Origin of the sequence: Streptomyces sp. NPDC006512 (assembly GCF_040611935.1) — a bacterium.
Lineage (GTDB): Bacteria > Actinomycetota > Actinomycetes > Streptomycetales > Streptomycetaceae > Streptomyces.
The window spans coordinates 23,169-44,376 of the sequence record NZ_JBEXPG010000014.1; the positions used below are offsets into that span (position 1 = coordinate 23,169).

Consider the following 21,208-nt stretch of genomic DNA (forward strand, 5'->3'; position numbering starts at 1 on the left):
GGGACCTGGTCAGTTACAGGTCGTGATGCTCAGGCTGCTGTCGCCGCAGAGGAGCAGGCTGGCGCGGCTGCCGCCGCCACCGCCGTGCGCGGCCTCCGTGGTCTCTTCCTTCGGGGTGTCCATCGACTGCAGGTCGAGAAGCGTCATGTCAGATTCCTCTTCACTGTGGTGTTCCGATGGGTCTCGGCCCCCGCGAGGGGGACCGGCTCTGGGGCCGCGGTGGACCGCGGCGGGGGGAGGAACGGCAGCTGCGCGCGCCCGCCGGGCGCGGCGCTGCCGAGGGCGAGGAGCGCGCCGGCCGTGCCCGTGGACAGGTCCATGGACAGGCGCATCATCTGCTCGCCGGGGAAGGCCAGATGGCCTCGGTACGGGACCGCGTGCCGGGCCAGGGCGTCCACCTGCCGGGCGATGTCCTCCGGGCCGGTGCCCGGCCCGGGCGTCGTGGTCCGGGCCAGGTGGAGGATCATGCCGGCGGCGCCGCGGAACAGGCCGGGCTGCGCGTAGAACGTCGCCTGGGCGGCTCGGACGATCTCCGGCCGGGCCCGTTCGAAGCGTTCGTCGCGGGCGTGCTCCAGCCAGTCGTCCAGCACCATTCCGATGCCCACGCTGCCGCCTCCGAGGTAGGGCATCGTGCGCCACCCCTCGTCGACCTGGAGGGTGCCGAAGGCACTGGTCACGCAGCGGTCCAGATCGCGGTGCAGCGCCCGGCCGGCCCGGACCAGCGACTCCCGGTCGCCGGTGCGTTCGTAGAGCCGCAGGTGGAGCAGCGCGGGTCCGCTGTGGCCGTGCAGCAGCCCGGCCCGTTTCGGCGCGACCGCGGTCTCGGAGAGGAGGTCGGCGCAGCGCAGGGCCGCCGCGTGCAGCGCGCTCTCGCCGGTGGCCGAACCCAGGGAGTCCAGGGCCAGCCCGATGCCGGCGAGACCGCCGTGCAGGTCGGGGCCGGCGGACTGCCAGGACTGGCCGAGCAGTTGCTCGGCGAGGGCGAGCGCGCGGTCGCGGTGGCCTAGCCGTTCCAGGGTCCAGGCGAGACCGGCGAGGCCGTCGTAGAAACCGAGCGCGGTGCCGGAGGCCGGGTCCTTCGTACGGGCCAGCAGCCATTCCTCGGCCTCGGGCCAGGGATCGGCGCCGGTCTCGGCGAGCGCGTAGAGGACGCCTGCGGCGCCGTACCCGAAGCCGGTTCCGCCGCCGGCGGTGGCGAACTGGGCGGTGTCCCCGGGGAAGAGCCGGTCCTCCCGGTCGAAGGTGGCGCTGGCCCGCAGGGCCGCCGTCATGGAGTCGCGGGCGGCTTCCCAGTCGCCCGGCTCCACCGGCAGGTAGGGCCCGCAGGGCACGGCCGCGCGTCCACCGGAACCGGACCCCGGTCCGGACCCCGGTCCGGCGGCGAGGATCTCCCGTACCGCCTCGTCGAGGAACTCGACGGGTACGGGGAACTGCGCGGCGGCGATCTCCGCCAGGTGCGCCGCCTTGGCCCGGTCCAGCACGAGCAGGCTGGTCAGAGGCAGGAACAGGGCCAGCCGCAGACAGGCCAGCGCGTACCGGTCGACGGCGAAACCCCGCAGGCCGGGCGGAGCGACGAACGCCGGGTTGGCGACGGTCTGGCGCAGCCCCTCGTCGACGTGCGCGGCGGCCTCGAAGTCCAGCAGTGCGACCGACGGTTCACCGGTCACCTCGTCCTCCGCGACCATGATGTTGAACAGGTGCAGGTCGTTGAAGACGATGCCGCGGGCGTGCACCGCCTCCACGGCCTCCGTCACCCGCCGGTGGATCTCCAGCGCCCACCGCGTGTACGCGGCCAGCTCCGCGGGATCGGGGTCCGCCTCGATCAACGGGTGCCGCCGGGCGAAGTAGGTGTTGAGGGGCTTGCCCTCCAAGTGCTGCATCACCAGGAATTGGTGGTCCCCGACGGTGAACGTCCCGTGGACCGACGGCACGCAGTCCAGCCCGGCCAGCTGCTCCAGGGCCCGGCGCTCGCGGTGGAGCCGGGTCACGGCGTCCGCCCCGTCGGCCGCGAGCCCCGCGAAGGGGCGCGCCTCCTTCAGGACGACCGGCTCGCCGGTGCGGACGTCACGGCCGGCGTAGACACCACCCCCGTTGGAGAAGTGCAGGGCCCGCTCGACCGTGTAGGGCAGGCCTTCGAGGGTGACGGCGGCCCGCCGCGCCAGATGGGGCGCGAGGAACGCGGGCGGCTCCACCCACTCGGGCGGCTGGAACACCGGCCCCCGCGGGTCCGGTACCAGCCGGCCGTCCGGGGCCTCGATCGCCGGAACCAGCTCGCCGCGGTCGTCGTAGCAGTGCCGCAGGGTGAAACTGCCGTACCGCAGGTGCACGGGCCCGTCGTTCCAGCGCAGGTCGCTGAGGATGTACGGGCCCGGCTCGCCGGCCAGCAACGCGTCGAGCTCCTCGGCGATCTGACGGCACCGCTCCTCGTCGGCCGGGTAGACGGTGAGGAACTTGCCGCTCGCCGCGCGGTCGGCGTACTTCGCGTTGCGCAGGTGCAACAGGTACCGGCTGGGCACGAACTTGAAGGCGATCCGGTGCTCCACGCAGTAGCGGTGGACCCGTTCGAGCACGGACCCCGCGTTGTCCAGGCAGGCCGAGACGTGGATCTTCCAGCCCTGGGAGGGCAGGTGGGCGTCCAGGGGCCGCAGCGCCAGCCAGTCCCCGCTGCGGTGCGTCTGCCACCCCGCCGGTACGGGGGCGAGCGCGGCCGGGTAGTTCTCCTCGGCCCGCCGGTACGGCGCGTCGTAGAACCAGCGGTCTGCGTCGCAGAAGGCGGCGTACCCCTTGTTCACTCCTGCTCCCTCGGTCGGTGACGTCCTCACGCTGTCACGCGGACCGGGGGCCGCGACAGTCACGACTGTCACCGACGGGGTGTGCAGTACGCACGGGTCACCACGCGCCGGACCCCGGGACGGCGTGCGTCGTCCCGGGGTCCGGCAGGGGGGCTCAGATGCCGATGTTGGCCAGGTTCACACCGAGGCTGCGCAGGGCCGCCGACAGGGAGGGGTGCTTCGCCTCGAAACCCTCCGCGGCCCGGTTCACGTACTCCGCCAGGCCCGGATCGGCGGCCGCGTCGTCCGCCTCCAGCCGGTCCAGCAGCGCCTCCAGGTGTGCGCATTCCGCCGGGGGGAGGCCGGGGCCCGTCGTCCGGAGTTCCGTGCGCAGGGCCTCCAGATGTGCCTTCGTCGTGTGGTCCGACATCGCGTCTCCTCCGTCGCTCGCCGCCCGGGCCCCGGGGGAGTCCCCGGGAGGCGGATACCGCTCACCTGCCCCGCTCCCGCTCCGGCACGCGCCGTCCCGGATCAGGAGCCGAGTGCGTCGGCGGCGTCCTGCTGCCAGTAGGTGACGGTGAGGGAGCTGTCGTAGTAGACGCCCTCCGCGGGCAGGGACGGGGTGGCGGACGCGCCGCCGCTGCTCTGGGGCGTCCGCCCCTGGAAGGCGATCGTGAGGCGCTTTCCGGTCGTTCCGCCCTCGCCGCTGCCGTCGGCCGCCGACACCATCGCCGCGGCGTAGCCCGACTGGCCGGGTGCGAGGGACACCACCGCCTGCGGCTGGGTGTCCTTCCGGGCGGCCGGTGCCCACTGCATCTCGTCGAAGCGGAGGACCGGGTAGTAGGTCAGGTCGCAGAGCTTCGAGCCGGTGTTCTTCACCGTGATCAGCACGTGGTTGAGCGGTCGGGGGACCGGCTGGACGGTGACTTCGGTGTTGGAGCCGTTGCACAGGACGCGGTCGCCGCCGGCGGCCGGGTCCGACGGGCCCTTCGCGTTGCCCCCGTCGGCGCTGCCGGTCTTCGTGCCGCCGGTCTTCGTGCCCCCGGTGGGCTTCGTGCCGCCGGTCGGCGCCGCGCCCGTGGCCGGGGTGCCCTGGGCGTCGTTCGTCCCGCCCGTCGTCGTGGGCGTGGCGGCGACCGGGCCCGAAGTGGCCGCGGCCCCCGCGTCCTTGATGCCCGTGCCGTTCTGGCAGGCCGTCAGGGCGAGGGCGCTGAGGGCGACGGCGGCAGCGCTCGCGAGGCGTCGGGCCGTACGGGGACGGGAGGTACGGGCGAGGCTCGTGGCGGGGGCGGTGCGGAAGGCGGTCATGACTGATTCCGTTTCATCTGACGGGGCCGCGGCGGCCGGTCGGGACCGGTCGCCGGAAGCGGTGTGCTTGGATGACCACAGCCTGTGCGGTGATCCGTCCCAGCCGCGACACCCGAGGGGTGATCAGGGACGCTGGGACGCTGCGACAGGCTCTGAGCTGCTGAAACGACCTGTTCCTGGGATGCGGGACGGGACACGGGGTGGGAGGAACAGTGTCGGAAGACACTGCCGAAGCCGGGTTCGCCCGGCTGCTGCGGGAGTTGAAGGACCGGTCCGGACTCAGTTGCGGAACGCTCGCCAAGCGGCTCCACATGAGCACGTCGACGCTGCACCGCTATTGCACCGGCGACGTCGTCCCGGCGGACTACGCCCCGGTCGAACGGCTCGCCCGCCTGTGCAAGGCCTCGCCCGAGGAACTCGTCGAACTGCACCGGCACTGGGTCGTGGCGGACACGAGCCGTCGGCGCAAGGGCGGCGAGCCGGGCGTCAGGACGGCGGCGGACACCGCCGATCCGACGCGTCCGTCGCCGGAGGAGACCGGGCCGAGTGCGGCGCGGGGGGCCGCGGTGCGGGAGCCCGCGGTGCGGGAGTCTGCGGCGCCGGAGTCTGCTGTGCAGGAGCCCGCGGTGCAGGAGTCTGCGGCGCCGGAGTCCGCGGCGCCGGAGTCCGTGTCACTTGAGACAGTGGCACCCCCGGAGGACTCGCCTCCGGAGCCCCTTCCAGCCGCCCCGACGGCCTCGACCGCCCCGGCCGACCGGACTTCCGCCGACCCCGCCCCGACGAGGCGGCGCCGCAACCGCAAGGCGGTCCTCGCCGGGCTGGCCGTGGCCGTGGCCGTCGTCGCCGGAGCGGTCGCGCTCACCGCGAGCCTGCCGGCACGGGACGCCGGACTCCGGGACGGGCCGGCCGCCGCGGCGTCCCTCCCCCGGGGCGAAGCGGGGCGTACGGACGGCAAGGCCGCCTCCGCGGCACCGTCCGGAGCCTCGCCTTCCGCCTCCGCGCCCTCGGCCCCCGGGACCGGCAGCGCCACCGGAGCCGCCGCGTCGGCTTCCGCTTCCGGCGGCGCGGCCGCGAGCCCGGCCCCGGCCCCGGCCCCGTCCGGCCGCGGTGACGACGCCGCCTCCGGTACGCCCGTGAAGGTGACGGTCCAGCCGCACACGTGGGAGTCGCCCTGCGGTCAGCACTACCTGATCGACAAGGCCCCGGCCCAGGTGGCCCCGCCGCCCCTGGAACGGGACGCGCCCGCGTGGGTGGCCGCGGCCGGAGCCGTGCCCGCGGGCGAGCAGTACGTCACGCTGACCCTCCAGGGCTCCGGCAAGGACACCGTGGTCGTGGACAGCCTGACCGTCCGTGCGGCGGGCAAGCGCGCGCCCCTGGCCTGGAACGACTACGCCATGGGCTATCCGGGCGTCGGCTGCGGCGCCGGCGTCCCGACCCGCTCCTTCACCGTGGCCCTCGACGCCGCCCGCCCGGCCGTCGTGCCCGAGGCGGGACAGCCGAACTTCCCGTACAAGGTGAGCGAGTCCGAACCGGAGGTCTTCTACGTCAAGGCCGACGCCTCCGCGTACGACGTGAGCTGGTACCTGGAGCTCGCCTGGTCCAGCGGCGCCCGCCACGGCACCGTCACGATCGACAACAACGGCAAGCCGTTCCGCACCAGCGGTCACAACGGCCGGCCCGGCTACGAGTTCCCCCTCGGCGGCGACGGCTGGGTCACGGCGGGCTCGACCTCCTGACCCGCGCCCCGCCCGAGCGGGCCCGCCCCGCACGCGCCGGGGGGCCGAACCGCCCCCGCCGCCGTGCGCGCCCCGTACGGCGGCAGCCCCTCGGCCGTTCGGCGCACGGCGAGATGTCGGCGCACCGGGACGGGGCTACGTTCGGCCGGTATGACAGACGTACCGAACGATCGCGGATCCGGCCCCACCCGGCGCGCCCTGCTCGTCGCCGGCGCGGGTGCGGCGCTCGCGGCGGGCTGTGCTCCCGGGGGCCCGTCCGCCGCGCCCGCGCCGGCCCTCACCGGGTCCGCCTCCGCCTCCGCCCGCGCGGCCGCGGCCGACCCCACGCCCGGCGCGATGACGCTGTTCAAGGACCCGGCCTACAACTTCAACGGCCTCCTCGCGCTGGGCGGCGCGGGCGCCGGCAGCAGCGAGGTCGGCGAGGTCCTCACCGCCGTGAACGCGATCAACCAGGCCGGGCTCTCCGCGCAGACGTACGTCGAAACCTTCCGCAAGCTCGGTGACCAGCTCCTGAAAGCACCCCCGGGCGCTCCGGCGGACGCCCAGACCAAGCGGTTCCGGGCGCTGCGCGCCGCCCAGTACTACGGCCAGGCGCTGTTCTTCGTCCTCGGCTCCGACGACCCGGGCAGCGAGGAGAAGCTGTACACGTCCGGACGCGACGCCTGGGACGTCTTCTGCGACCTGTGCGAGCCCGCCGCGGTCAAGGCCACCGTCCCGTACGGCACGACACCGTTGCCGGTGTGGTTCTTCCGCCCCGACGAGTCGAACACCCCCCGCCCCACCGTGATCCTGACCAACGGCAGCGACGGGCAGAACGTCGACATGTGGACCTACGGCGTCCCCGCCGCACTCGAACGCGGCTGGAACGCGCTCGTCTACGACGGACCGGGCCAGGGGCAGCTGCTCTTCGTGGACCGGGTGGTGTTCACCCCCACGTGGGAGAAGGTCGTCGGCCCCCTCGTCGACTGGCTGTCCGCCCGCCCCGACGTGGACGCCGGCAAGATCGCCCTGACCGGCCTGAGCATGGCGGGAGACCTCGCGCCCCGTGCCGCGGCGTTCGAGCACCGGATCGCCGCACTGGTCGCGATGCCGGGCTGCGTCGAGCCATGGCTCGGATTCCCGAAGGAGATCCGGCAGATCCTCACCCCCGACAAGGCGGAGACGAACGCCATCTGGAACAAGGAGGTCGTCCCCGAACTGCCCGAAGACGCCGCCGCCGTCATGAAGAAACGCTTCGAGCCCTTCTCCGCCGAGGCGATGCTCGACGCCCGTAAGGGCAGGCTCTTCACCGACTTCTACACCCCCGCCACCCGGATCCAGGCTCTGACGATCACCTCCGTCGTCGACCGCATCAAGGCGCCCACCCTGGTCCTCGACTACGACGACGAGCAGTTCTACCCCGGACAGCCGCGACAGCTGTACGACGAGCTCCGCTCGCCCAAGGACTACGTGAAGCTGACCGCCGCACAGGGCGCACAGCTCCACTGCTCCCCGATGGCCCCGCAGCTGCACTGCGAGGTCGTCTTCGACTGGCTCCAGGACACCATGTCGGCCGGCTGACCCCGCGCGGGGAAGAGCCGCGGCGAAAGCAGGTGAGAACCGGGCCGGCGGGTGCGTGGCGGCGCGCGGTCGACTCCGGTCCGGTGATGAGTTCTTAGCATCAGAGGCCAAGTATTCGTTTCACCGCCGTAGGGGCGACTACAAAGAACCGGACCGAACCAGGCCCGGAGACGCGGATGACGAGAGCCGTCGTCGGCCGGGGTTATGTCGAAGGCGGTGCATGTGTCGTGCGCGAGTGCAGCAGGATTGAACCGGCTGCGGTTGATATTCCTCCGGGGAGTCCGGGTTCTGGTCTCCGCCCTGTGAAGGATGCCGTCGTGCTGAAACCGGTGTCGTTCTCCGTAGAGGACGCCTCGGTGGAGGAGTACCGGCTCCTCATTGCCACCATCCGGTCCAGGGCGGTGGAGGCGTCGTGGGTTCCGGGAAATCCGGACTCCGCCGAGGAAAGGCCCTGTTACCTCCCGGTGAACGTACAGCTGCGGGGCTTGTCCATCGAGCTGTACGTCGAGTTCCTCGCGCAGAACCGGGGAGTTCGCATCGTCGGGTTCCGCAACACCTTCGAGAACGGACAGGCCCCGCCGGAAGCGCACTTCCGCTACGTGCGGGACGCTGCCGCGCCACCGGGAATTCCCCGGACGAAAGCCCTCCCGTTCGGCGGCGCGTCCCACGCCCTGGAAGCGGCGGCCGACGCCAGGCGGACGGGCCTTCCCCTGGGGCGCCGCCCCATGGTCAACGCGGTCATCTGGCTGCACCGGAACAGCGATCCGAAGTGCACCGCACGCGGGATCCTCGTGCTTTCGGAGATGCTCTGCGCCGCTGCCCGTTCCCCCCTGCTGGCGGACGGCGTGTCACGCATCTGGATGACCGGCGGACCGCTCTCGACCGCGACGTGGGCAGCCGCTTGACCGGCGGACCGGGAAACTCTTCGACGAAGCACCAATCCCGTCCCGTTGGCGCCTCGAAGAGGCAGCGAGACCTTCTCCAGGGGATCAATTCACCGCCGTACGATCTGGGATTCCCGCGCCGGGAATCCACGGAACAGGAGCGAATGTGATAGTCAAGCGCGCTGGTCGCCGATTCGTGGTGCTCGCCACCGTGCCCGCCGCGGTCTTCCTGACGCTGGGCCTTTCCGGTCCAGCCGTAGCCGACGGCGGGAAGGGGTACCAGATCGACCTGGCGCAGCTGAACGGCTCCGGTTCCCGAGGTACCGTCATGCTGAGTCTCAAGGGAAATCTGCTGACGGTGCAGATCGAATCCGAGGGAATGGTGCCGGGACAGCCGTCGGCCCAGCATCTGCACGGCTCGACCAAGGGGCACGACTTCCACTGCCCGGACGCCAGTGACGACACCAACCGCGACGGCATCCTCAGCAACACCGAGGCCACGGTCGACTACGGCGACATCAACATCTCGCTCACCACGTCCGGGGACACCAAGGCGACCAGTGGTCTCGCCGTGGAGCGCATGCCCGTCGCCGACAAGAAGGGCAAGGTCTCCTACGAGCGGACCATCACCGTCGGCCAGGACGTGGTCGACCACATCAAGGACCTGCACGTCGTGCAGCACGGCATCGACCGCAACGACAACGACAAGTACGACTTCGAGGGGGCCGGCAAGAGCGAGCTCGACCCGAAACTGCCCCAGGAGGCCACGGCTCCGACCAACTGCGGAGAGGTCAAGGGCGCGGCGGTCGGGTCGATTCCCGTCGGCGCCATCGAGACCGGCGGCGGCGCCCCGCAGCCCGCGGTGGTGCCGGCGGCGACGATGGCCGGTGCGGCGGTGGCCGCGTACGCGGCGGTGGCGGGTGCGATGGCCGTCGGGCGGCGGCGGGCCGCCGTGATTCCGGGCCGTACGCAGAGCACGGGGGGCGCCGAGTGAAGTCCCGTCAGCCCGCCGGACCGGCGGCGTCCGCGGCGTCGCCCCGGCGCCGGTCCGCCGGCCCCCTTGCCGCGGTCGCCCTGGTCACGTTGCTCCTGGCGGGATGCGGCGGCCAGGACACGGCGGCGCCCCCCGCCCCTCAGGGGCAGGCCGCGCGCAGCGCGGCACCGGCCGACGGCGGAGCCGGGAGCACCCACGGCGGGGAGGCGTCCACCGGCGGGCACGACGCGGGAGCCGAGGGCGGGGCGCAGGGCGGTACGGGCGCGGCCGGTGCCGCACCGGCCCTCGCCCGGTCGGAACCCCAGAAGATCGCGATCCCCTCCCTCGGCCTCTCCAGTTCCCTGGAGACGCTGCGGCTTAACGGGGACGGCACCATGCAGACCCCGAAGGACCCCGCTCTCGCGGGCTGGTACGAGCCGGGGCCGACCCCCGGTTCCAAGGGGCCCGCAGTGATCGCCGGGCACGTCACGTGGAACGGCGCGTCGGCCGTGTTCGAGAAGCTGAAGACGATGAAGGCCGGGGACACCATCAAGGTGACGCGGCAGGACAAGAAGACGGTCACCTTCACGGTGGACCGGGTCGCCGAGTACCCGAAGGCCAAGTTCCCCACGCTGGAGGTCTACAAGAACGTCGACCACGCGGGCCTCCGCCTGGTCACGTGCGGCGGTGACTTCGACCCGAAGAAGCACTACTACGACAGCAACGTGGTCGTGTTCGCCCGGATGACGGGGACCGCGTAGCCGGGACGCCGGCGACGGGAAGGCCCGTCCGTCAGCCGCGGCACCCCGCCGCGGCTGACGGTACGGGCGGCGGCGGACGAGGTGCGCCGGGACCGGAAAACAAGATCGCGGAAGTGGGAACCGGGGGCTTCCCGAGCACGTCATGGACCGTGTTCGGGCGGTGCTGACATCGGAGAGCAGGGCTCCGGGAGGGTCCGGGGGCCGACCGCGCGGGCGTGCGAAGGGTGTGGCCGGAACGCTGTTAGGGTGACGTGTGCCCGTCAAGGCGGGCCCTTCGCTCATCGCATTCCTGCTCATCAACACTTTCAACGGGGGTTGAACGTGAAGCTTCGTCATGTCCGCGCGGTTGCCGTCTTCGGGATCGCCGTCATCGCCCTCACCGGAGCCCGCGGCTCCCACGGCGGCAGCTGCGGCGGCGGCCACAGCTCCTCCGGATCCAGCTCCAGCGGCTCCAGCGGTGGCACCACCGGCGGCAGCCACGACAGCGACGGCACCAGTGGCAGCACCTCGGGCGGCGCCTCCGTCCCCGGCGGCTCCAGCAGCAACAAGGCCGAGCGCGACATCAAGATCGACTCCTGCAAGCTGGACGCCTCGGGCAAGAACCTGGGCGCCAGGCTGACGGTCACCAACACCGGATCGCTGGACTACACCTACAACATCACCGTGAAGTTCCGCGGGGACACCGCCTCGACCGCGACCCCCGCCCAGGCCAACGTCACCGCGCTGACGGTCAAGGCGGGCGCGTCCCGCCAGACCGAGGCCACCACGCCCTACACGGGCAAGGGCGACGGCAGCGAGTACAAGGAGTGCGTGGTCGTCAGCGCGTCGAAGAGCGCCCTCTGACGCCACCGCGACGACGCCGACGGGCCCGGACGGGCCAGGCCTCCGGTCCCCGCCCGAACCCGGGCGGCCGGAGGCCTTCGGCGCCCGCCTCCCCCGCCCCGGGCGCCCGTGCCGCCTCGTGCGCCGCCCCACGTCACGGCCCGCCGGGCACCGGATCGGGGGACGGCGCCGAAGCCCTGGCGATGCCGGTCCCAGTGGTGTTTCCTGGAAGACGTGTAACCGGCCGGACACCACCAGGAAGAGCGCAACTCTCAGACGTGCAAGGCGAGTTGACCGGGTGCCCGACGTGCCGGGGCTGTCAGCGCGACGGAATCCGGGCCGATGGGGGAGAGCCATGACCGACGCGCACGACGTCCCGGACATCCTGTCGCGGGAGTTCGCCGAGAACCCCTACCCGACGTACCGCGCCCTGCGCGAAACCGCACCCCTCGTCTGGCACGAGGCGACGCAGAGCTACCTCGTCTCCCGCTACGAGGACGTGGCGCGGGTCTTCAAGGACAAGGAATCCCGCTTCACCACCGACAACTACGCCTGGCAGACCGAGCCCGTACACGGGAAGACGCTGCTCCAGATGAGCGGCCGCGAGCACGCCACCCGCCGCGCCCTGGTCGCCCCGGCCTTCCGCGGGAACGAGCTCCGGGACAAGGTCGTCCCGGTCATCGAGCGCAACGCCCGCGAGCTCATCGACGCGTTCCGCGGGACCGGGTCCGTCGACCTGGTGAGCGGCTTCGCCTCCCACTTCCCCATCACGGTCATCGCCGACATGTTCGGACTGGACCGGTCCGGCCAGGAACGGATCAGCGGCTGGTACCGGGCCTTCGTGGCGTTCACCGCGAACCTCGCGGGCGACCCCGCCTGCGCGGCGGCCGGCGAACGCGCCCGGGCCGAGTTCGCCGCGTACATGCTGCCGGTCATCAGGGACCGCCGCGACCACCTCGGCGACGACCTGCTGTCCGCGCTCTGCACCGCCGAGGTCGACGGGGTGAGCATGAGCGACGAGGACATCAAGGCGTTCTGCAGCCTCCTGCTGACCGCGGGCGCCGAGACCACGGACAAGGCCATCGCCGGCCTCTTCTCGAACCTCCTGGCCGACCCCGCGCAGCTCGCGGCCGTGCGGCAGGACCGCGGACTCGTCGACCGGGCCTTCGCGGAAACGCTGCGCTACAGCCCACCGGTCCACATGATCATGCGGCAGGCGGCCACCGACGTCCCGATGAGCGGCGGCACCCTGCCCGCCGGGGCCACCGTCACCTGCCTGATCGGAGCGGCCAACCGCGATCCGGAGCGGTACGGGACCCCGGACCGGTTCGACATCTTCCGCGACGACCTGACGGCGGCCACCGCCTTCTCCGCGGCCGCCGACCACCTGGCGTTCGCACTCGGACGGCACTTCTGCGTCGGCGCCCTGCTGGCCAAGGCCGAAGTGGAGATCGCCACCAACCAGCTCCTCGACGCGATGCCGGACCTCCGCCCGGCCGACGGGTACGACCCGGCCGAACAGGGCACCTTCACCCGCGGGCCGAAGTCCCTCCTCGTGGAGTTCACGCCGGCGGGCGGCTGAGCCCCCTACTGTGGCCGTATGGAACAGCGCGTCAGCCTCATCACCCTGGGCGTCACGGACGTGACCCGGGCCAGGTCCTTCTACGAGGCACTGGGCTGGCAGGGACAGGAGGTGCAGGAGACGGTCTTCTTCCAGGCCGGAGGTCTGGGCCTCGTCCTGTGGGGACGCGACAAGCTCGCGCGGGACTGCGGGCTGCCCGACGGCGCCGCCACCGGCTTCGGCGGGATCGCCCTGTCGCACAACGTGCGCTCCGAGGCCGGGGTCGACGACCTGCTCACGGCCGCGGAGCGGGCCGGCGCGACCATCACCAAACCCGCCCTCCCCAACGACCTGGGCCTGTACTCGGGAGCCTTCACCGACCCGGACGGCCACGCCTGGGAGATCGCCTACAACCCCGGGTTCCCCCTCGCTCAGGACGGCTCGCTGACGATCCCGGACCTGAACGGCCTCTGACGCCGACCCCGGCCGCTACAGCGCGTCATCGGCGGCCCTGTCCAGGAACGCCTGGAGCGCGTCCAGCTGCCGCCGTACGGCCTCGGAGAACGCGGCGCCGGTCTTCTCCCGGTCGACGCCTTCGGGCCCCTCGACGTACCGGGCGGCCGCCAGCTCACCGACGCGGGCGGACCGGGTCCCGATCTCGTCCAGGTCGCGCCTGTCGTCCCGGGCCGTCACGAGGCGCACCGTCGTGAGCGCCCGCGCGAGGTCCGTGTTGGCCGGAGCGTACCGGTCCTCGAACTGCCGCCGCCTCTCCGCCGCGTTCCGGGCGGGGTCGAGGCTCACGCTCAGCAGCTGGGTGGCCTGCTGCACGTACTTGTTCGTGCTCGCCGCGAGCTCGACGTAGGCGGCCCGCCGGATGTCGGCCCGCCGCGCGTCGGCCTCCTCACGGTGCGTGTCCTTGGCCTCGAAGTACGCGAGGGTGCTCCCCGTGAGACCGGCGAGGGCGCCGATCAGCGCTCCCGCGAGCGCGGCGGAGGTGGTTCCCCGCGCCCGCCCGCTCGGCCGCCCGCCGCCCCCGTCGCCCGCCGTGTCCTGCTTCTGCGTCATGGACTACCCGTACCGCGCCCCGGCCGGTCCGGCACCCGCAACCACCTGGAGGCACGAACGCGGCGGGGCGACGCGGGGGTCCGCTCAGTCCTTGCTGGCCGCGCTCCAGCTCATTCCCCAGCCGTACTCGACGTCCGCGGCCTGCTGCTTGAACATGCCGGGCGGCAGCAGGATGTACTTCGCCTCCCGCCGGACGATCAGTTCCCCGTTCACGTTCTCGATCAGGGCGATCGCGGCGACCTGCGAGGGAACGGTGCACTCGTCCAGGCGCATCTCGATCGGCGGACCGACCGGCGGGTACAGGGTGGCGACCCCGTGCAGGCCCGCGAAGCTGTTCGCCCCGGAGTAGATGACCACGAACACCAGGAGGCGCTTGATCTCGGCCGCGTGATCAAGATTGATCATGAGGTTCTCGCCGGACTCGCTCGCGCCGGTCCGGTCGTCCTGGTCCAGCCGGACGTACGGCGGCTGGTCGAACGAGCCGAACTGGTTGTTGATGGGGTGGACGATCCCCGTCGTGCCGTTCTGCAGCTCCCACAGGCAGGAGAGGTCCAGGTCGACGTCCTCCAGCCGGACGGCGTCCTTGCCCTTCCTCATCCACCCGCGCGGCGGCGGGGGAGCGCTCCAGGTGAGGTTGACCCGCATGCCCCCTGACGTGGCGCCCTGCTTGGTCAGCGACACCGTGGGCGCCGCCTTCGTCAACGTGATCTTCGACAGCTGCACCGGCTGGGTACGCGCGGGCGCCGGCGACTGCGGCGGGACCACCGGCCGCGGCTGTGCCACGGGCGGCCGCGTCACGGGAGGCTGTACCCCTGGCGGCTGTACCACTGACGGCTGCGTCAGGAGCGGCAGCGTCACCGGCGGGGGCGGGGCGGGATCGTCGACGGTGATCCCGAAGTCGGTGGCGAGCCCGGCCAGGCCCGAGGCGTAGCCCTGGCCCACCGCCCGGAACTTCCACGCCCCGCCGCGCCGGTACAGCTCCCCGAGGACGAACGCCGTCTCCGTCGTCGCGCCCGTGGCGTCGAAACGTGCCGTCTCGACGCCGCTCTCCGCGTCCAGTACGCGCACGAACAGGCCGGACACCTGGCCGAACGTGCCGTCGGTCGACGCCGCGACCACCACGGTCCCGATCTCCTGCTCCACATCGGACAGTGCCACGCCGATGGTTTCCAGCGCGCCCGCGCCGTCCTGGCGACGGCCTTCGTGACGCACCGCTCCGCTGTGGTGCACGGGCTGGTTGTAGAACACGAAGTCATCGTCCGACCGCACCTTGCCGGCCGCCGTCAGCAACAGGGCCGACACGTCCACGTCAGGGGTTCCGGTACCTCCTCGCCACCCCAGCTCCACCCGGACCCTGGCGCTCGGCACCGGTACGTTGGCACCCTTCTGCAAGGACATGTGGGTCCCCCCTTCAGCGACTTCGCCCACTACCGCAGCGTACGAGGTTTTGCCGCGCTCCCCTCCCCGAAGGGGGATATTGCCGCCCGGCACGTGAGCGCCCCGCCGTGGCCGCCGGCCCGTCACCCGCCGCGAACTCATATGATCATGACACTCGTTGCCCGGCGCGAAAGGTACCCATCAGACCCATGGACGGCAAAGCGATCGAGCACGCGGAGCGAGTGGCGGCGAGGGTGACGGCCGAGGCCGGGGGTGAGGCCTGGCCGGAGCACCACTGGACCGTGGCGCGCTTCTTGGCCGGTTCCCGGTCCGCGCAGGAGGAGGAGCGGTGGCGCGGTCAGCTGGCCGACTGGCGGGAGCGGCTCGTGGCCTGCCTCTCGGCGGACGCCTACGCCGAGGTCGCCGAACTGCAGGACCAACTCCTCGGCTGGATACGGGCGGAGCTGCGGCGCGACGATGACGCCCTGGGCACGCTGCTGGGCCTGTACCCCCGGCCCAAGCCGCAGCGCGAGCCGCGTTCCGTCTTCCCGATGCCGGCCTCGGACGTCTACGGGGACGGCCCCGAGTTCTACTTCGGCGACGTCTTCACGTTCGTCACCGACTACCTGGCGATCGCGGTCCGCCGCCCGCTGGACGGTACGTCCGCCACCTGGTGCCCGCGCTGGTGGGAGCACCCCGAAGCGGGCTCCCGGCTGTCCGCGCTCTGGCTGGCCTGGGAACACCTGCGGCACGATGCCGCGCTCGGCATGACCACGTGGTGGATCCAGCACGCCGATCCGCACCTGAAGGTCCTGATGGACCCCCGACAGGGCCCGTTCGCCGGGTGCTCGCCCTCGAAGGGGCATGCGCGGACCCCCTTCGCGCCGCTTCCGGTGGACCCGTGCGAAGAGGCCTGACGACCGCCTCCTACGCGTTGAGGTGCCAGACGGCCGCGTTGAGCGCGGTCGCGAAGGCCACCCACAGCAGGTAGGGCAGCAGCAGGAACGCCGCCGCGCGGTCCAGCCGGTGGAAGCGGCCCACGGTGACGGCGAGCGTCACCAGCAGCAGGACGATGTCCAGGAGCGCGAGCCCGTACTGGCGTGCGCCGAAGAACAAGGGCGTCCACGCCAGGTTGAGGAGCAGCTGTACGGACCACCAGGCGAGCGCGCCCTTCACGCGGGGGCGGTCCGGACGGCGCCAGACCAGCCAGGCCGCGACCGCGATGGTGGCGTACAGGACGGTCCAGACGGGACCGAAGAGCCCGCCGGGCGGGGCCCAGGCCGGCCGCTCCAGCGAGAGGTACACCTCGCCCGCGTCGGCGGAGGCGAGCGCGCCCAGCGCCGCGACGCCGTAGCTCACGGCGAGGAAGGCGGCGAGGGCCGCCCAGCTCCGGGCACCGCCCGGTCGTACGGGTGTCGCGGATGCTGCCACGGCTGACTCCCTGGGCCTCGACGTCTTCCGGCGGGCGCGGCTGCCCGTCGCCGCACCGGCCTCACCCGTCCTTCTGTCCCGCTGCGGCCGCCGGATGCACCGGTACGGAAGGAGAAGCGGGCCGTATACGGGCCCCGGCCGCCGTCCGGTACCGGCGTGGACGCGCGTGAGGTGGCTGCGGTGGACGGGGCGGTAGGGCGGCGGGACGATGAGAACCCCAGCCATTCCGCCCCGTCCCCCGGGAGCGCGAACGAGGCGATTGCGAGGTGTGGCGATGAGGTTGCGACGCGTCGCCGCCGCGGCGGTTGTACCGATCCCCCTGCTGTGCGTGTGGATCGCCCCGCCGGCCGCCGCGGCCAGCACGCACACCATCACCCTGACCGGAACGCTGTTCGTCGCGAACGCGGGCGGCATCGGTACCAGCGCGTCCAGCAAGACCTTCAACATGAACCGGGAGGCCGCCCTGAGCCACGACCGGCCGGAAGCCACGCTGGACATGTCCGCGTGCGTGGGCGGCGAATCCCGGGGCCACCTGAGCGTCCACCTCCAGCTCAGGCCCGATGAAATGGTCGTGGTCTCGCCCACCCTCAGGCTCTTCGAAGGGTCGAGCTGCAACTCCGACGACCTCGACGCCGAGGACCAGGGCATCCAGAAGGGCTTCCGGCCCCGCGAGAGCATGACGGTGTCGCTGTCCGCGGCGAACGACGAGGCCTTCTCCGGCGACCTCACCACGACCAACTTCACCCTCAAGCACTCCGGTGGCGCCGGAACCGGGATCGGCCGCCCGGCCGAGCCGTCGGCGGTGGTCGCCACCCGGGTCGGGAACCCGCCCACGAGCGTCGAGTTGCAGTGGGGGAACCCCGCGACGGACGAGACCCACCTGGAAGTCCGCAACACCACCTTGAACCAGTCCCAGGCCGTCGGCGCGGACGCCACGAGCTTCACGTGGCAGAACCTGCCGCTGGGCAAACAGTGCTTCCAGATACGGGCGTTCAACGCCAACGGCGCATCGGAGTGGACCCCGGTGAACCCGAGGAGCGAGTGCGCCTGACCCGGGGTGAACGCGGCCACGCCCGGCAGCACCGGCCGGGCTCAGGCGCCAATTTGCTTCGACTTCGGCAGGAGGCGGAACTAAGGTCGCACCCCATGAGTACCTTGCAGACGATCCACGACGTGCCCGTCTTCCTGTACCCCGCGGAGGGGCAGGTCATCACCGGGGAAGCCGACGCCCTGGACCTCATCGGGAACGCCTCCTACCAGGGCGCCCAGTGGGTGGTCGTCCCCGCGGACCGGTTCGACGACGACTTCTTCCGGCTGAGCACCCGCGTCGCGGGCGACATCGTCCAGAAGTTCGTCCAGTACCGCATGGGCCTGGTGGTGGTCGGCGACATCTCCCGCCACGTGAGCGAGAGTTCGTCGCTGCGCGACTTCGTCCGCGAGTGCAACCGCGGCCGGCAGACCTGGTTCCTCACCGATGTCGAAGACCTGCGCGAGCGGCTGGCGGCCTGACGGGAGCCGCCCGCGCAGGTCTGCGGGGACGAGCTCAGTAGACGTGCCCCGCATGCGCGAGCGCTTGCTTCAGCAGTACCCCGTGCCCGCCCGGCATTTCGTTCTGCACGGCCTGGGAAGCCGCCTCCTGCGGACTGAACCAGACCAGGTCGAGCGCGTCCTGCCGGGGCCGGCAGTCGCCCGTCACCGGCACGACGTAGGCGAGGGACACCGCGTGCTGGCGCGGGTCGTGGTACGAGGTGACGCCCGCGGTGGGGAAGTACTCGGCCACCGTGAACGGCTGTAGGGAAGCGGGCACGCGGGGCAGGGCCACCGCGCCGAGGTCCTTCTCCAGGTGGCGCAGCAGCGCGTCACGGACCCGCTCGTGGTGCAGGACGCGGCCGGACACCAGGGTCCGGCTGACCGTACCGTCCGGGCCGATGCGCAGCAGCAGCCCGATGCTGGTGACTTCGCCGCTGTCGTCCACGCGTACGGGCACGGCCGTCACGTACAGGATCGGCATCCGGGCCCTGGCCATTTCCAGCTCGTCAGAGCTCAGCCAGCCGGGCGTGGTCTCGGTCATGTCAGACATTGCTTGATCATACTTCCCGGGTGCCGGGAAAACAGGATCCGCGGGCGACTTCGGACGCGGGCTTGCGCGAGCCGGGTCCGTCAGAGACTGCCGAGCAGGGCGTCGAGCGGGGCGGGAGTGCCGTCGGGGCCCAAAGCTTCGACCAGGACGCGCCCGTAGCGGATCTTGCGGCCCTTCTTCGTGCCGAGGAAGCGCCGCAACCGTTGCTGCGCGGTGCGGTCCCGCTGTGCGGGCTGCCGCAGGAAGGTCTGGAAGGGGCGCAGGTCGCCCTCCGCGCCGATGAGCTCCTCCACGCGCCCCACACCCAGCGCGCGGATGAGCTCGTCCTCCAGATCCGCCGCGCAGACGAAGAACTCCTGGCGCGCCACTCCGGCCCGCTCCCAGCCGCGGGCGTAGAAGGGACGCTCCGCCTCGTCGCACAGTCCCGTGAGACGGAGGTCCAGACCTGCCGGGCCGAGGACCCGGGTGAAGCGCCCTACGTTCATCGCTCCGCCCATCGGCATGACGCAGACCCCTTCGGCCGCCAGGTCCCGGCCCCGGGCCCCGGCCAGCGCGTCGACCGCCGCGGCGTCGCTCAGCCCTTCGAGCAGGACGACCGTGTGGACCGTCAGCCGCCCGGCGAGCTCGTGCGCCCGGTCGCCGGGGCCGCCGGCCGCCCAGGCGGTGACGGCTTCGCGGAAGGATTGCATGTCAGACATGGGAGGAGTCTGCGCCCGTTCCGGCCGCCACGGTAGGGAATTTCGGCCGGGGAGCCGGTCAAGTCCCGTCCCGGCCCGGCCTTCGGGGCGTCAGGCCGGCGGTTCCTCGACCGCGCTGGTGCCGCTGCCCGGCTGGGACTCCCACGTCCACGTCTCCTCCAGGCGGAGGCGGCCGTCGGGGAGTTCCGTCACGAGGGAGACGCAGTGCCCGGAGGCGGTCGTACCGTCGAGACGGAGCTGGACGTAGCGGAAGTCGACGGTGTCCTGCGCCCGGGTCCCGACCAGGTGGCCCCGGACCACGTCCCCGCCGGAGTAGTCGGCCCAGACGAGGCCGTCCCGTTCGTGGTACTCGAACCGGGTCTGCCGGCCGACCTGGCCGGGTGCCTGGTCGGCCACGGGTACGAAGACGAGGCCGTCGAGCGAGCGCGCCATGGGTGGACTCCTGGGGGGAAGGCGGAACGGGCCCGGCGCCCGGCCGCGTGGACCGTCCGGTCCACCCTAGGCCGTCTCTCCCGGAGGCTTACCCGGCGGAGAACGGGTAGCCGCACCTACGGGGCGACCGCACGGCGGCATCCGAACGGGAGGAACGATGAGGGCACTCACCTGGCACGGGAAGCGCGACGTCCGCGTCGACACGGTGCCCGATCCGGGCATCGAGGACGCCGAAGACGTCATCGTCAGGGTCACCACGACGGGACTGTGCGGCTCCGACCTCCACCTCTACGAAGTCCTCGGCGCCTTCCTGGACCCCGGCGACGTCCTCGGCCACGAGCCCATGGGCATCGTCGAGGAAGTCGGCCCGGCCGTCACCGGGTTGAAACCGGGGGACCGCGTCGTCGTGCCCTTCAACGTCTCCTGCGGCACCTGCTTCATGTGTGCTCGGGGCCTGCACTCGCAGTGCGAGACGACGCAGGTCCGGGAACACGGCACGGGCGCTTCGCTCTTCGGTTACACGAAGCTCTACGGGCAGGTACCGGGCGGACAGGCCCAGTACCTGCGCGTGCCCTTCGGCAACACCCTGCCGGTCAAGGTCCCCCACGGACCGCCCGACGACCGGTTCGTCTACCTGTCGGACGTACTCCCCACCGCCTGGCAGGCGGTCCGCTACGCGGCCGTGCCGCCCGGCGGCAGCCTGGCGGTCCTGGGCCTGGGGCCCATCGGGGAGATGAGCACCCGCATCGCCACCCTGCAAGGGGCCGGCACCGTGATCGGCGTCGACCTCGTCCCGGAGCGCCTGGAACGCGCCCGCGCACGCGGTGTGCACACCATCGACCTGGAAGGGGCGGGGCCGCACCTGCTCGACGCCGTACGGGCGCTGACCGGCGGACGCGGGCCCGACGCCGTCATCGACGCCGTCGGGATGGAGGCCCACGGCAGCTCCGTGGCCGCGGCCGCCCAGCACATGACGGCGCTGCTTCCCGACAGGCTCGCGGCCGCGGTGATGAAGCGCGCGGGCGTGGACCGGCTCGCCGCGCTGACGACGGCCGTCGACCTCGTGCGCCGCGGAGGCACCGTCTCCGTCGCGGGCGTCTACGGAGGCGCCGCCGACCCCCTGCCGCTGCTGACGATGTTCGACAAACAGATACAGCTGCGCATGGGACAGGCCAACGTCCGCCGGTGGACCGACGACATCCTCCCCCTCCTGACGGACGACGACCCCCTGGGCACCGAGGACTTCGCCACCCACCGGCTTCCGCTGGAGGACGCTCCGGACGCCTACGAGATGTTCCAGAAGAAGCGGGACGGCGCCGTCAAGATCCTCTTCAACCCGTGAAGGGATGACCGACGGCCGTCCGGGTAGGCGCGCGGCACCGTCACCGAACCGCTAAGGAGCCGTCGTGGACACCAGCCCCGAACCGGAACTCCCGGCCCCCGTACCGGAGAGCGACCACCCCGTCACCCCCGACCTGCCCCCGGCGGGCCCACAGGCCCCCGACCTCCCGCCCGCGGGTGCGCCGGAGAAGAAGCAGGAGAAGGAACCGGAGAAGCAATCGGAGGACGAGCCGGAGAAGGAACCGGAGAAGGAGCCGGACAAGGACGGCGCCGCACGGGACCCCGACGCCGACCGTGCCGCTCCGGTCGAGCCCGCTCCCGTCGAGCCCCCGGACTGACCGGCTCGGGAGCCGGGCAGGGTCCGCGGCCGTGCGGCGGTCCGCCGCGTGTGATCCGCTGGTAAGTGGG

23 protein-coding genes are annotated in these 21,208 nt (G+C 72.4%); 13 read left to right on the top strand and 10 right to left on the bottom strand.

The features are described 5' to 3' along the window. Positions 1-9: 9 nt before the first annotated feature. The 4 genes from ABZZ17_RS12595 to ABZZ17_RS12610 all read right to left on the bottom strand — a co-directional run bounded on the left by ABZZ17_RS12595 (position 10) and on the right by ABZZ17_RS12610 (position 4,079). On the bottom strand, positions 10-147 hold the full coding sequence (locus ABZZ17_RS12595) for a SapB/AmfS family lanthipeptide (protein WP_030389872.1): 138 nt from the start codon (positions 145-147) through the stop codon (positions 10-12). Then, entirely contained in the window at positions 144-2,792 is a 2,649-nt protein-coding gene (gene lanKC / locus ABZZ17_RS12600; protein WP_356874973.1) for a class III lanthionine synthetase LanKC, read from the bottom strand. The genes ABZZ17_RS12595 and lanKC overlap by 4 nt, the downstream gene beginning before the upstream one ends. Positions 2,793-2,946: 154 nt before the next feature. Beyond that, positions 2,947-3,201: a DUF4404 family protein gene (locus ABZZ17_RS12605; protein WP_356874975.1), complete on the bottom strand. Its 255-nt coding sequence runs from the start codon at positions 3,199-3,201 to the stop codon at positions 2,947-2,949. 101 nt (positions 3,202-3,302) lie between these two features. Further along, positions 3,303-4,079 (bottom strand): DUF4232 domain-containing protein, encoded by a 777-nt coding sequence (locus ABZZ17_RS12610; RefSeq protein WP_356874977.1) that lies wholly within the window; start codon positions 4,077-4,079, stop codon positions 3,303-3,305. 212 nt (positions 4,080-4,291) lie between these two features. Between ABZZ17_RS12610 and ABZZ17_RS12615 the strand changes: the two genes are divergently transcribed. The 8 genes from ABZZ17_RS12615 to ABZZ17_RS12650 all read left to right on the top strand — a co-directional run bounded on the left by ABZZ17_RS12615 (position 4,292) and on the right by ABZZ17_RS12650 (position 12,850). Next, a complete protein-coding gene (locus ABZZ17_RS12615; protein WP_356874979.1) occupies positions 4,292-5,815 on the top strand; it encodes a helix-turn-helix domain-containing protein in 1,524 nt (507 codons plus the stop codon). A gap of 150 nt (positions 5,816-5,965) precedes the next feature. Continuing rightward, positions 5,966-7,375: an alpha/beta hydrolase gene (locus ABZZ17_RS12620; protein ID WP_356874981.1), complete on the top strand. Its 1,410-nt coding sequence runs from the start codon at positions 5,966-5,968 to the stop codon at positions 7,373-7,375. Positions 7,376-7,551: 176 nt separating this feature from the next. Then, a complete protein-coding gene (locus tag ABZZ17_RS12625) occupies positions 7,552-8,280 on the top strand; it encodes a ribosome-inactivating family protein (RefSeq protein ID WP_356874983.1) in 729 nt (242 codons plus the stop codon). Between the two features lie 148 nt (positions 8,281-8,428). Further along, positions 8,429-9,253 (top strand): hypothetical protein, encoded by an 825-nt coding sequence (locus ABZZ17_RS12630; RefSeq protein ID WP_356875207.1) that lies wholly within the window; start codon positions 8,429-8,431, stop codon positions 9,251-9,253. Beyond that, on the top strand, positions 9,250-9,993 hold the full coding sequence (locus tag ABZZ17_RS12635) for a class F sortase (RefSeq protein WP_356874985.1): 744 nt from the start codon (positions 9,250-9,252) through the stop codon (positions 9,991-9,993). Before ABZZ17_RS12630 ends, ABZZ17_RS12635 begins: the two co-directional genes overlap by 4 nt. A 321-nt stretch (positions 9,994-10,314) precedes the next feature. After that, entirely contained in the window at positions 10,315-10,836 is a 522-nt protein-coding gene (locus tag ABZZ17_RS12640) for a hypothetical protein (protein ID WP_356874987.1), read from the top strand. 334 nt (positions 10,837-11,170) lie between these two features. After that, positions 11,171-12,397, top strand: coding sequence for a cytochrome P450 (locus ABZZ17_RS12645; protein ID WP_356874989.1), 1,227 nt, complete (start codon positions 11,171-11,173; stop codon positions 12,395-12,397). A gap of 18 nt (positions 12,398-12,415) precedes the next feature. Beyond that, a complete protein-coding gene (locus ABZZ17_RS12650) occupies positions 12,416-12,850 on the top strand; it encodes a VOC family protein (protein ID WP_356874991.1) in 435 nt (144 codons plus the stop codon). Positions 12,851-12,865: 15 nt separating this feature from the next. Here ABZZ17_RS12650 and ABZZ17_RS12655 read toward each other — a convergent pair whose 3' ends face one another. Both ABZZ17_RS12655 and ABZZ17_RS12660 read right to left on the bottom strand, forming a co-directional pair. Continuing rightward, a complete protein-coding gene (locus tag ABZZ17_RS12655) occupies positions 12,866-13,441 on the bottom strand; it encodes a hypothetical protein (RefSeq protein ID WP_356874993.1) in 576 nt (191 codons plus the stop codon). Between the two features lie 84 nt (positions 13,442-13,525). Further along, positions 13,526-14,839: a TerD family protein gene (locus ABZZ17_RS12660; RefSeq protein WP_356874995.1), complete on the bottom strand. Its 1,314-nt coding sequence runs from the start codon at positions 14,837-14,839 to the stop codon at positions 13,526-13,528. Between the two features lie 188 nt (positions 14,840-15,027). Here ABZZ17_RS12660 and ABZZ17_RS12665 point away from each other — a divergent pair, with 188 nt between their 5' ends. Next, positions 15,028-15,735: a DUF4913 domain-containing protein gene (locus ABZZ17_RS12665; RefSeq protein ID WP_356874997.1), complete on the top strand. Its 708-nt coding sequence runs from the start codon at positions 15,028-15,030 to the stop codon at positions 15,733-15,735. Positions 15,736-15,745: 10 nt separating this feature from the next. Here ABZZ17_RS12665 and ABZZ17_RS12670 read toward each other — a convergent pair whose 3' ends face one another. Then, positions 15,746-16,249 carry a TspO/MBR family protein gene (locus ABZZ17_RS12670; protein WP_356874999.1) on the bottom strand — a complete coding sequence of 168 codons (504 nt, stop codon included), beginning with the start codon at positions 16,247-16,249 and terminating at the stop codon, positions 15,746-15,748. Positions 16,250-16,523: 274 nt separating this feature from the next. Here ABZZ17_RS12670 and ABZZ17_RS12675 point away from each other — a divergent pair, with 274 nt between their 5' ends. Then, positions 16,524-17,300 carry a fibronectin type III domain-containing protein gene (locus ABZZ17_RS12675; RefSeq protein ID WP_356875001.1) on the top strand — a complete coding sequence of 259 codons (777 nt, stop codon included), beginning with the start codon at positions 16,524-16,526 and terminating at the stop codon, positions 17,298-17,300. A 95-nt stretch (positions 17,301-17,395) separates the two neighbouring features. Beyond that, positions 17,396-17,758 (top strand): DUF4180 domain-containing protein, encoded by a 363-nt coding sequence (locus ABZZ17_RS12680; RefSeq protein ID WP_356875003.1) that lies wholly within the window; start codon positions 17,396-17,398, stop codon positions 17,756-17,758. Between the two features lie 34 nt (positions 17,759-17,792). Here the strand turns inward: ABZZ17_RS12680 and ABZZ17_RS12685 are convergent, their stop codons facing one another. The 3 genes from ABZZ17_RS12685 to ABZZ17_RS12695 form a co-directional block, all read right to left on the bottom strand. Beyond that, on the bottom strand, positions 17,793-18,320 hold the full coding sequence (locus tag ABZZ17_RS12685; RefSeq protein WP_356875209.1) for an NUDIX hydrolase family protein: 528 nt from the start codon (positions 18,318-18,320) through the stop codon (positions 17,793-17,795). An 89-nt stretch (positions 18,321-18,409) separates the two neighbouring features. Next, positions 18,410-19,027, bottom strand: coding sequence for a TOPRIM nucleotidyl transferase/hydrolase domain-containing protein (locus tag ABZZ17_RS12690; RefSeq protein WP_356875005.1), 618 nt, complete (start codon positions 19,025-19,027; stop codon positions 18,410-18,412). Positions 19,028-19,117: 90 nt separating this feature from the next. Next, a complete protein-coding gene (locus ABZZ17_RS12695; RefSeq protein WP_356875007.1) occupies positions 19,118-19,459 on the bottom strand; it encodes a hypothetical protein in 342 nt (113 codons plus the stop codon). A gap of 157 nt (positions 19,460-19,616) precedes the next feature. On the opposite strand from ABZZ17_RS12695, the gene ABZZ17_RS12700 reads away from it, so the two are divergent. Then, positions 19,617-20,801 carry a zinc-dependent alcohol dehydrogenase gene (locus tag ABZZ17_RS12700; protein ID WP_356875009.1) on the top strand — a complete coding sequence of 395 codons (1,185 nt, stop codon included), beginning with the start codon at positions 19,617-19,619 and terminating at the stop codon, positions 20,799-20,801. 64 nt (positions 20,802-20,865) lie between these two features. Continuing rightward, positions 20,866-21,138 carry a hypothetical protein gene (locus ABZZ17_RS12705; RefSeq protein ID WP_356875011.1) on the top strand — a complete coding sequence of 91 codons (273 nt, stop codon included), beginning with the start codon at positions 20,866-20,868 and terminating at the stop codon, positions 21,136-21,138. The last annotated feature ends 70 nt before the right edge of the window (positions 21,139-21,208 follow it).

Bases quoted from the DNA above. Each gene is read 5' to 3' on its own strand.
- ABZZ17_RS12660 (WP_356874995.1), bottom strand. From the start codon at position 14,839: ATGTCCTTGCAGAAGGGTGCCAACGTACCGGTGCCGAGCGCCAGGGTC.
- ABZZ17_RS12595 (WP_030389872.1), bottom strand. From the start codon at position 147: ATGACGCTTCTCGACCTGCAGTCGATGGACACCCCGAAGGAAGAGACC.
- ABZZ17_RS12610 (WP_356874977.1), bottom strand. From the start codon at position 4,079: ATGACCGCCTTCCGCACCGCCCCCGCCACGAGCCTCGCCCGTACCTCC.
- ABZZ17_RS12620 (WP_356874981.1), top strand. From the start codon at position 5,966: ATGACAGACGTACCGAACGATCGCGGATCCGGCCCCACCCGGCGCGCC.
- ABZZ17_RS12695 (WP_356875007.1), bottom strand. From the start codon at position 19,459: ATGGCGCGCTCGCTCGACGGCCTCGTCTTCGTACCCGTGGCCGACCAG.
- ABZZ17_RS12665 (WP_356874997.1), top strand. From the start codon at position 15,028: ATGGACGGCAAAGCGATCGAGCACGCGGAGCGAGTGGCGGCGAGGGTG.
- ABZZ17_RS12675 (WP_356875001.1), top strand. From the start codon at position 16,524: ATGAGGTTGCGACGCGTCGCCGCCGCGGCGGTTGTACCGATCCCCCTG.
- ABZZ17_RS12650 (WP_356874991.1), top strand. From the start codon at position 12,416: ATGGAACAGCGCGTCAGCCTCATCACCCTGGGCGTCACGGACGTGACC.
- ABZZ17_RS12680 (WP_356875003.1), top strand. From the start codon at position 17,396: ATGAGTACCTTGCAGACGATCCACGACGTGCCCGTCTTCCTGTACCCC.
- ABZZ17_RS12685 (WP_356875209.1), bottom strand. From the start codon at position 18,320: ATGACCGAGACCACGCCCGGCTGGCTGAGCTCTGACGAGCTGGAAATG.
- ABZZ17_RS12655 (WP_356874993.1), bottom strand. From the start codon at position 13,441: ATGACGCAGAAGCAGGACACGGCGGGCGACGGGGGCGGCGGGCGGCCG.
- ABZZ17_RS12645 (WP_356874989.1), top strand. From the start codon at position 11,171: ATGACCGACGCGCACGACGTCCCGGACATCCTGTCGCGGGAGTTCGCC.
- ABZZ17_RS12625 (WP_356874983.1), top strand. From the start codon at position 7,552: ATGACGAGAGCCGTCGTCGGCCGGGGTTATGTCGAAGGCGGTGCATGT.
- ABZZ17_RS12605 (WP_356874975.1), bottom strand. From the start codon at position 3,201: ATGTCGGACCACACGACGAAGGCACATCTGGAGGCCCTGCGCACGGAA.
- ABZZ17_RS12700 (WP_356875009.1), top strand. From the start codon at position 19,617: ATGAGGGCACTCACCTGGCACGGGAAGCGCGACGTCCGCGTCGACACG.
- ABZZ17_RS12690 (WP_356875005.1), bottom strand. From the start codon at position 19,027: ATGTCTGACATGCAATCCTTCCGCGAAGCCGTCACCGCCTGGGCGGCC.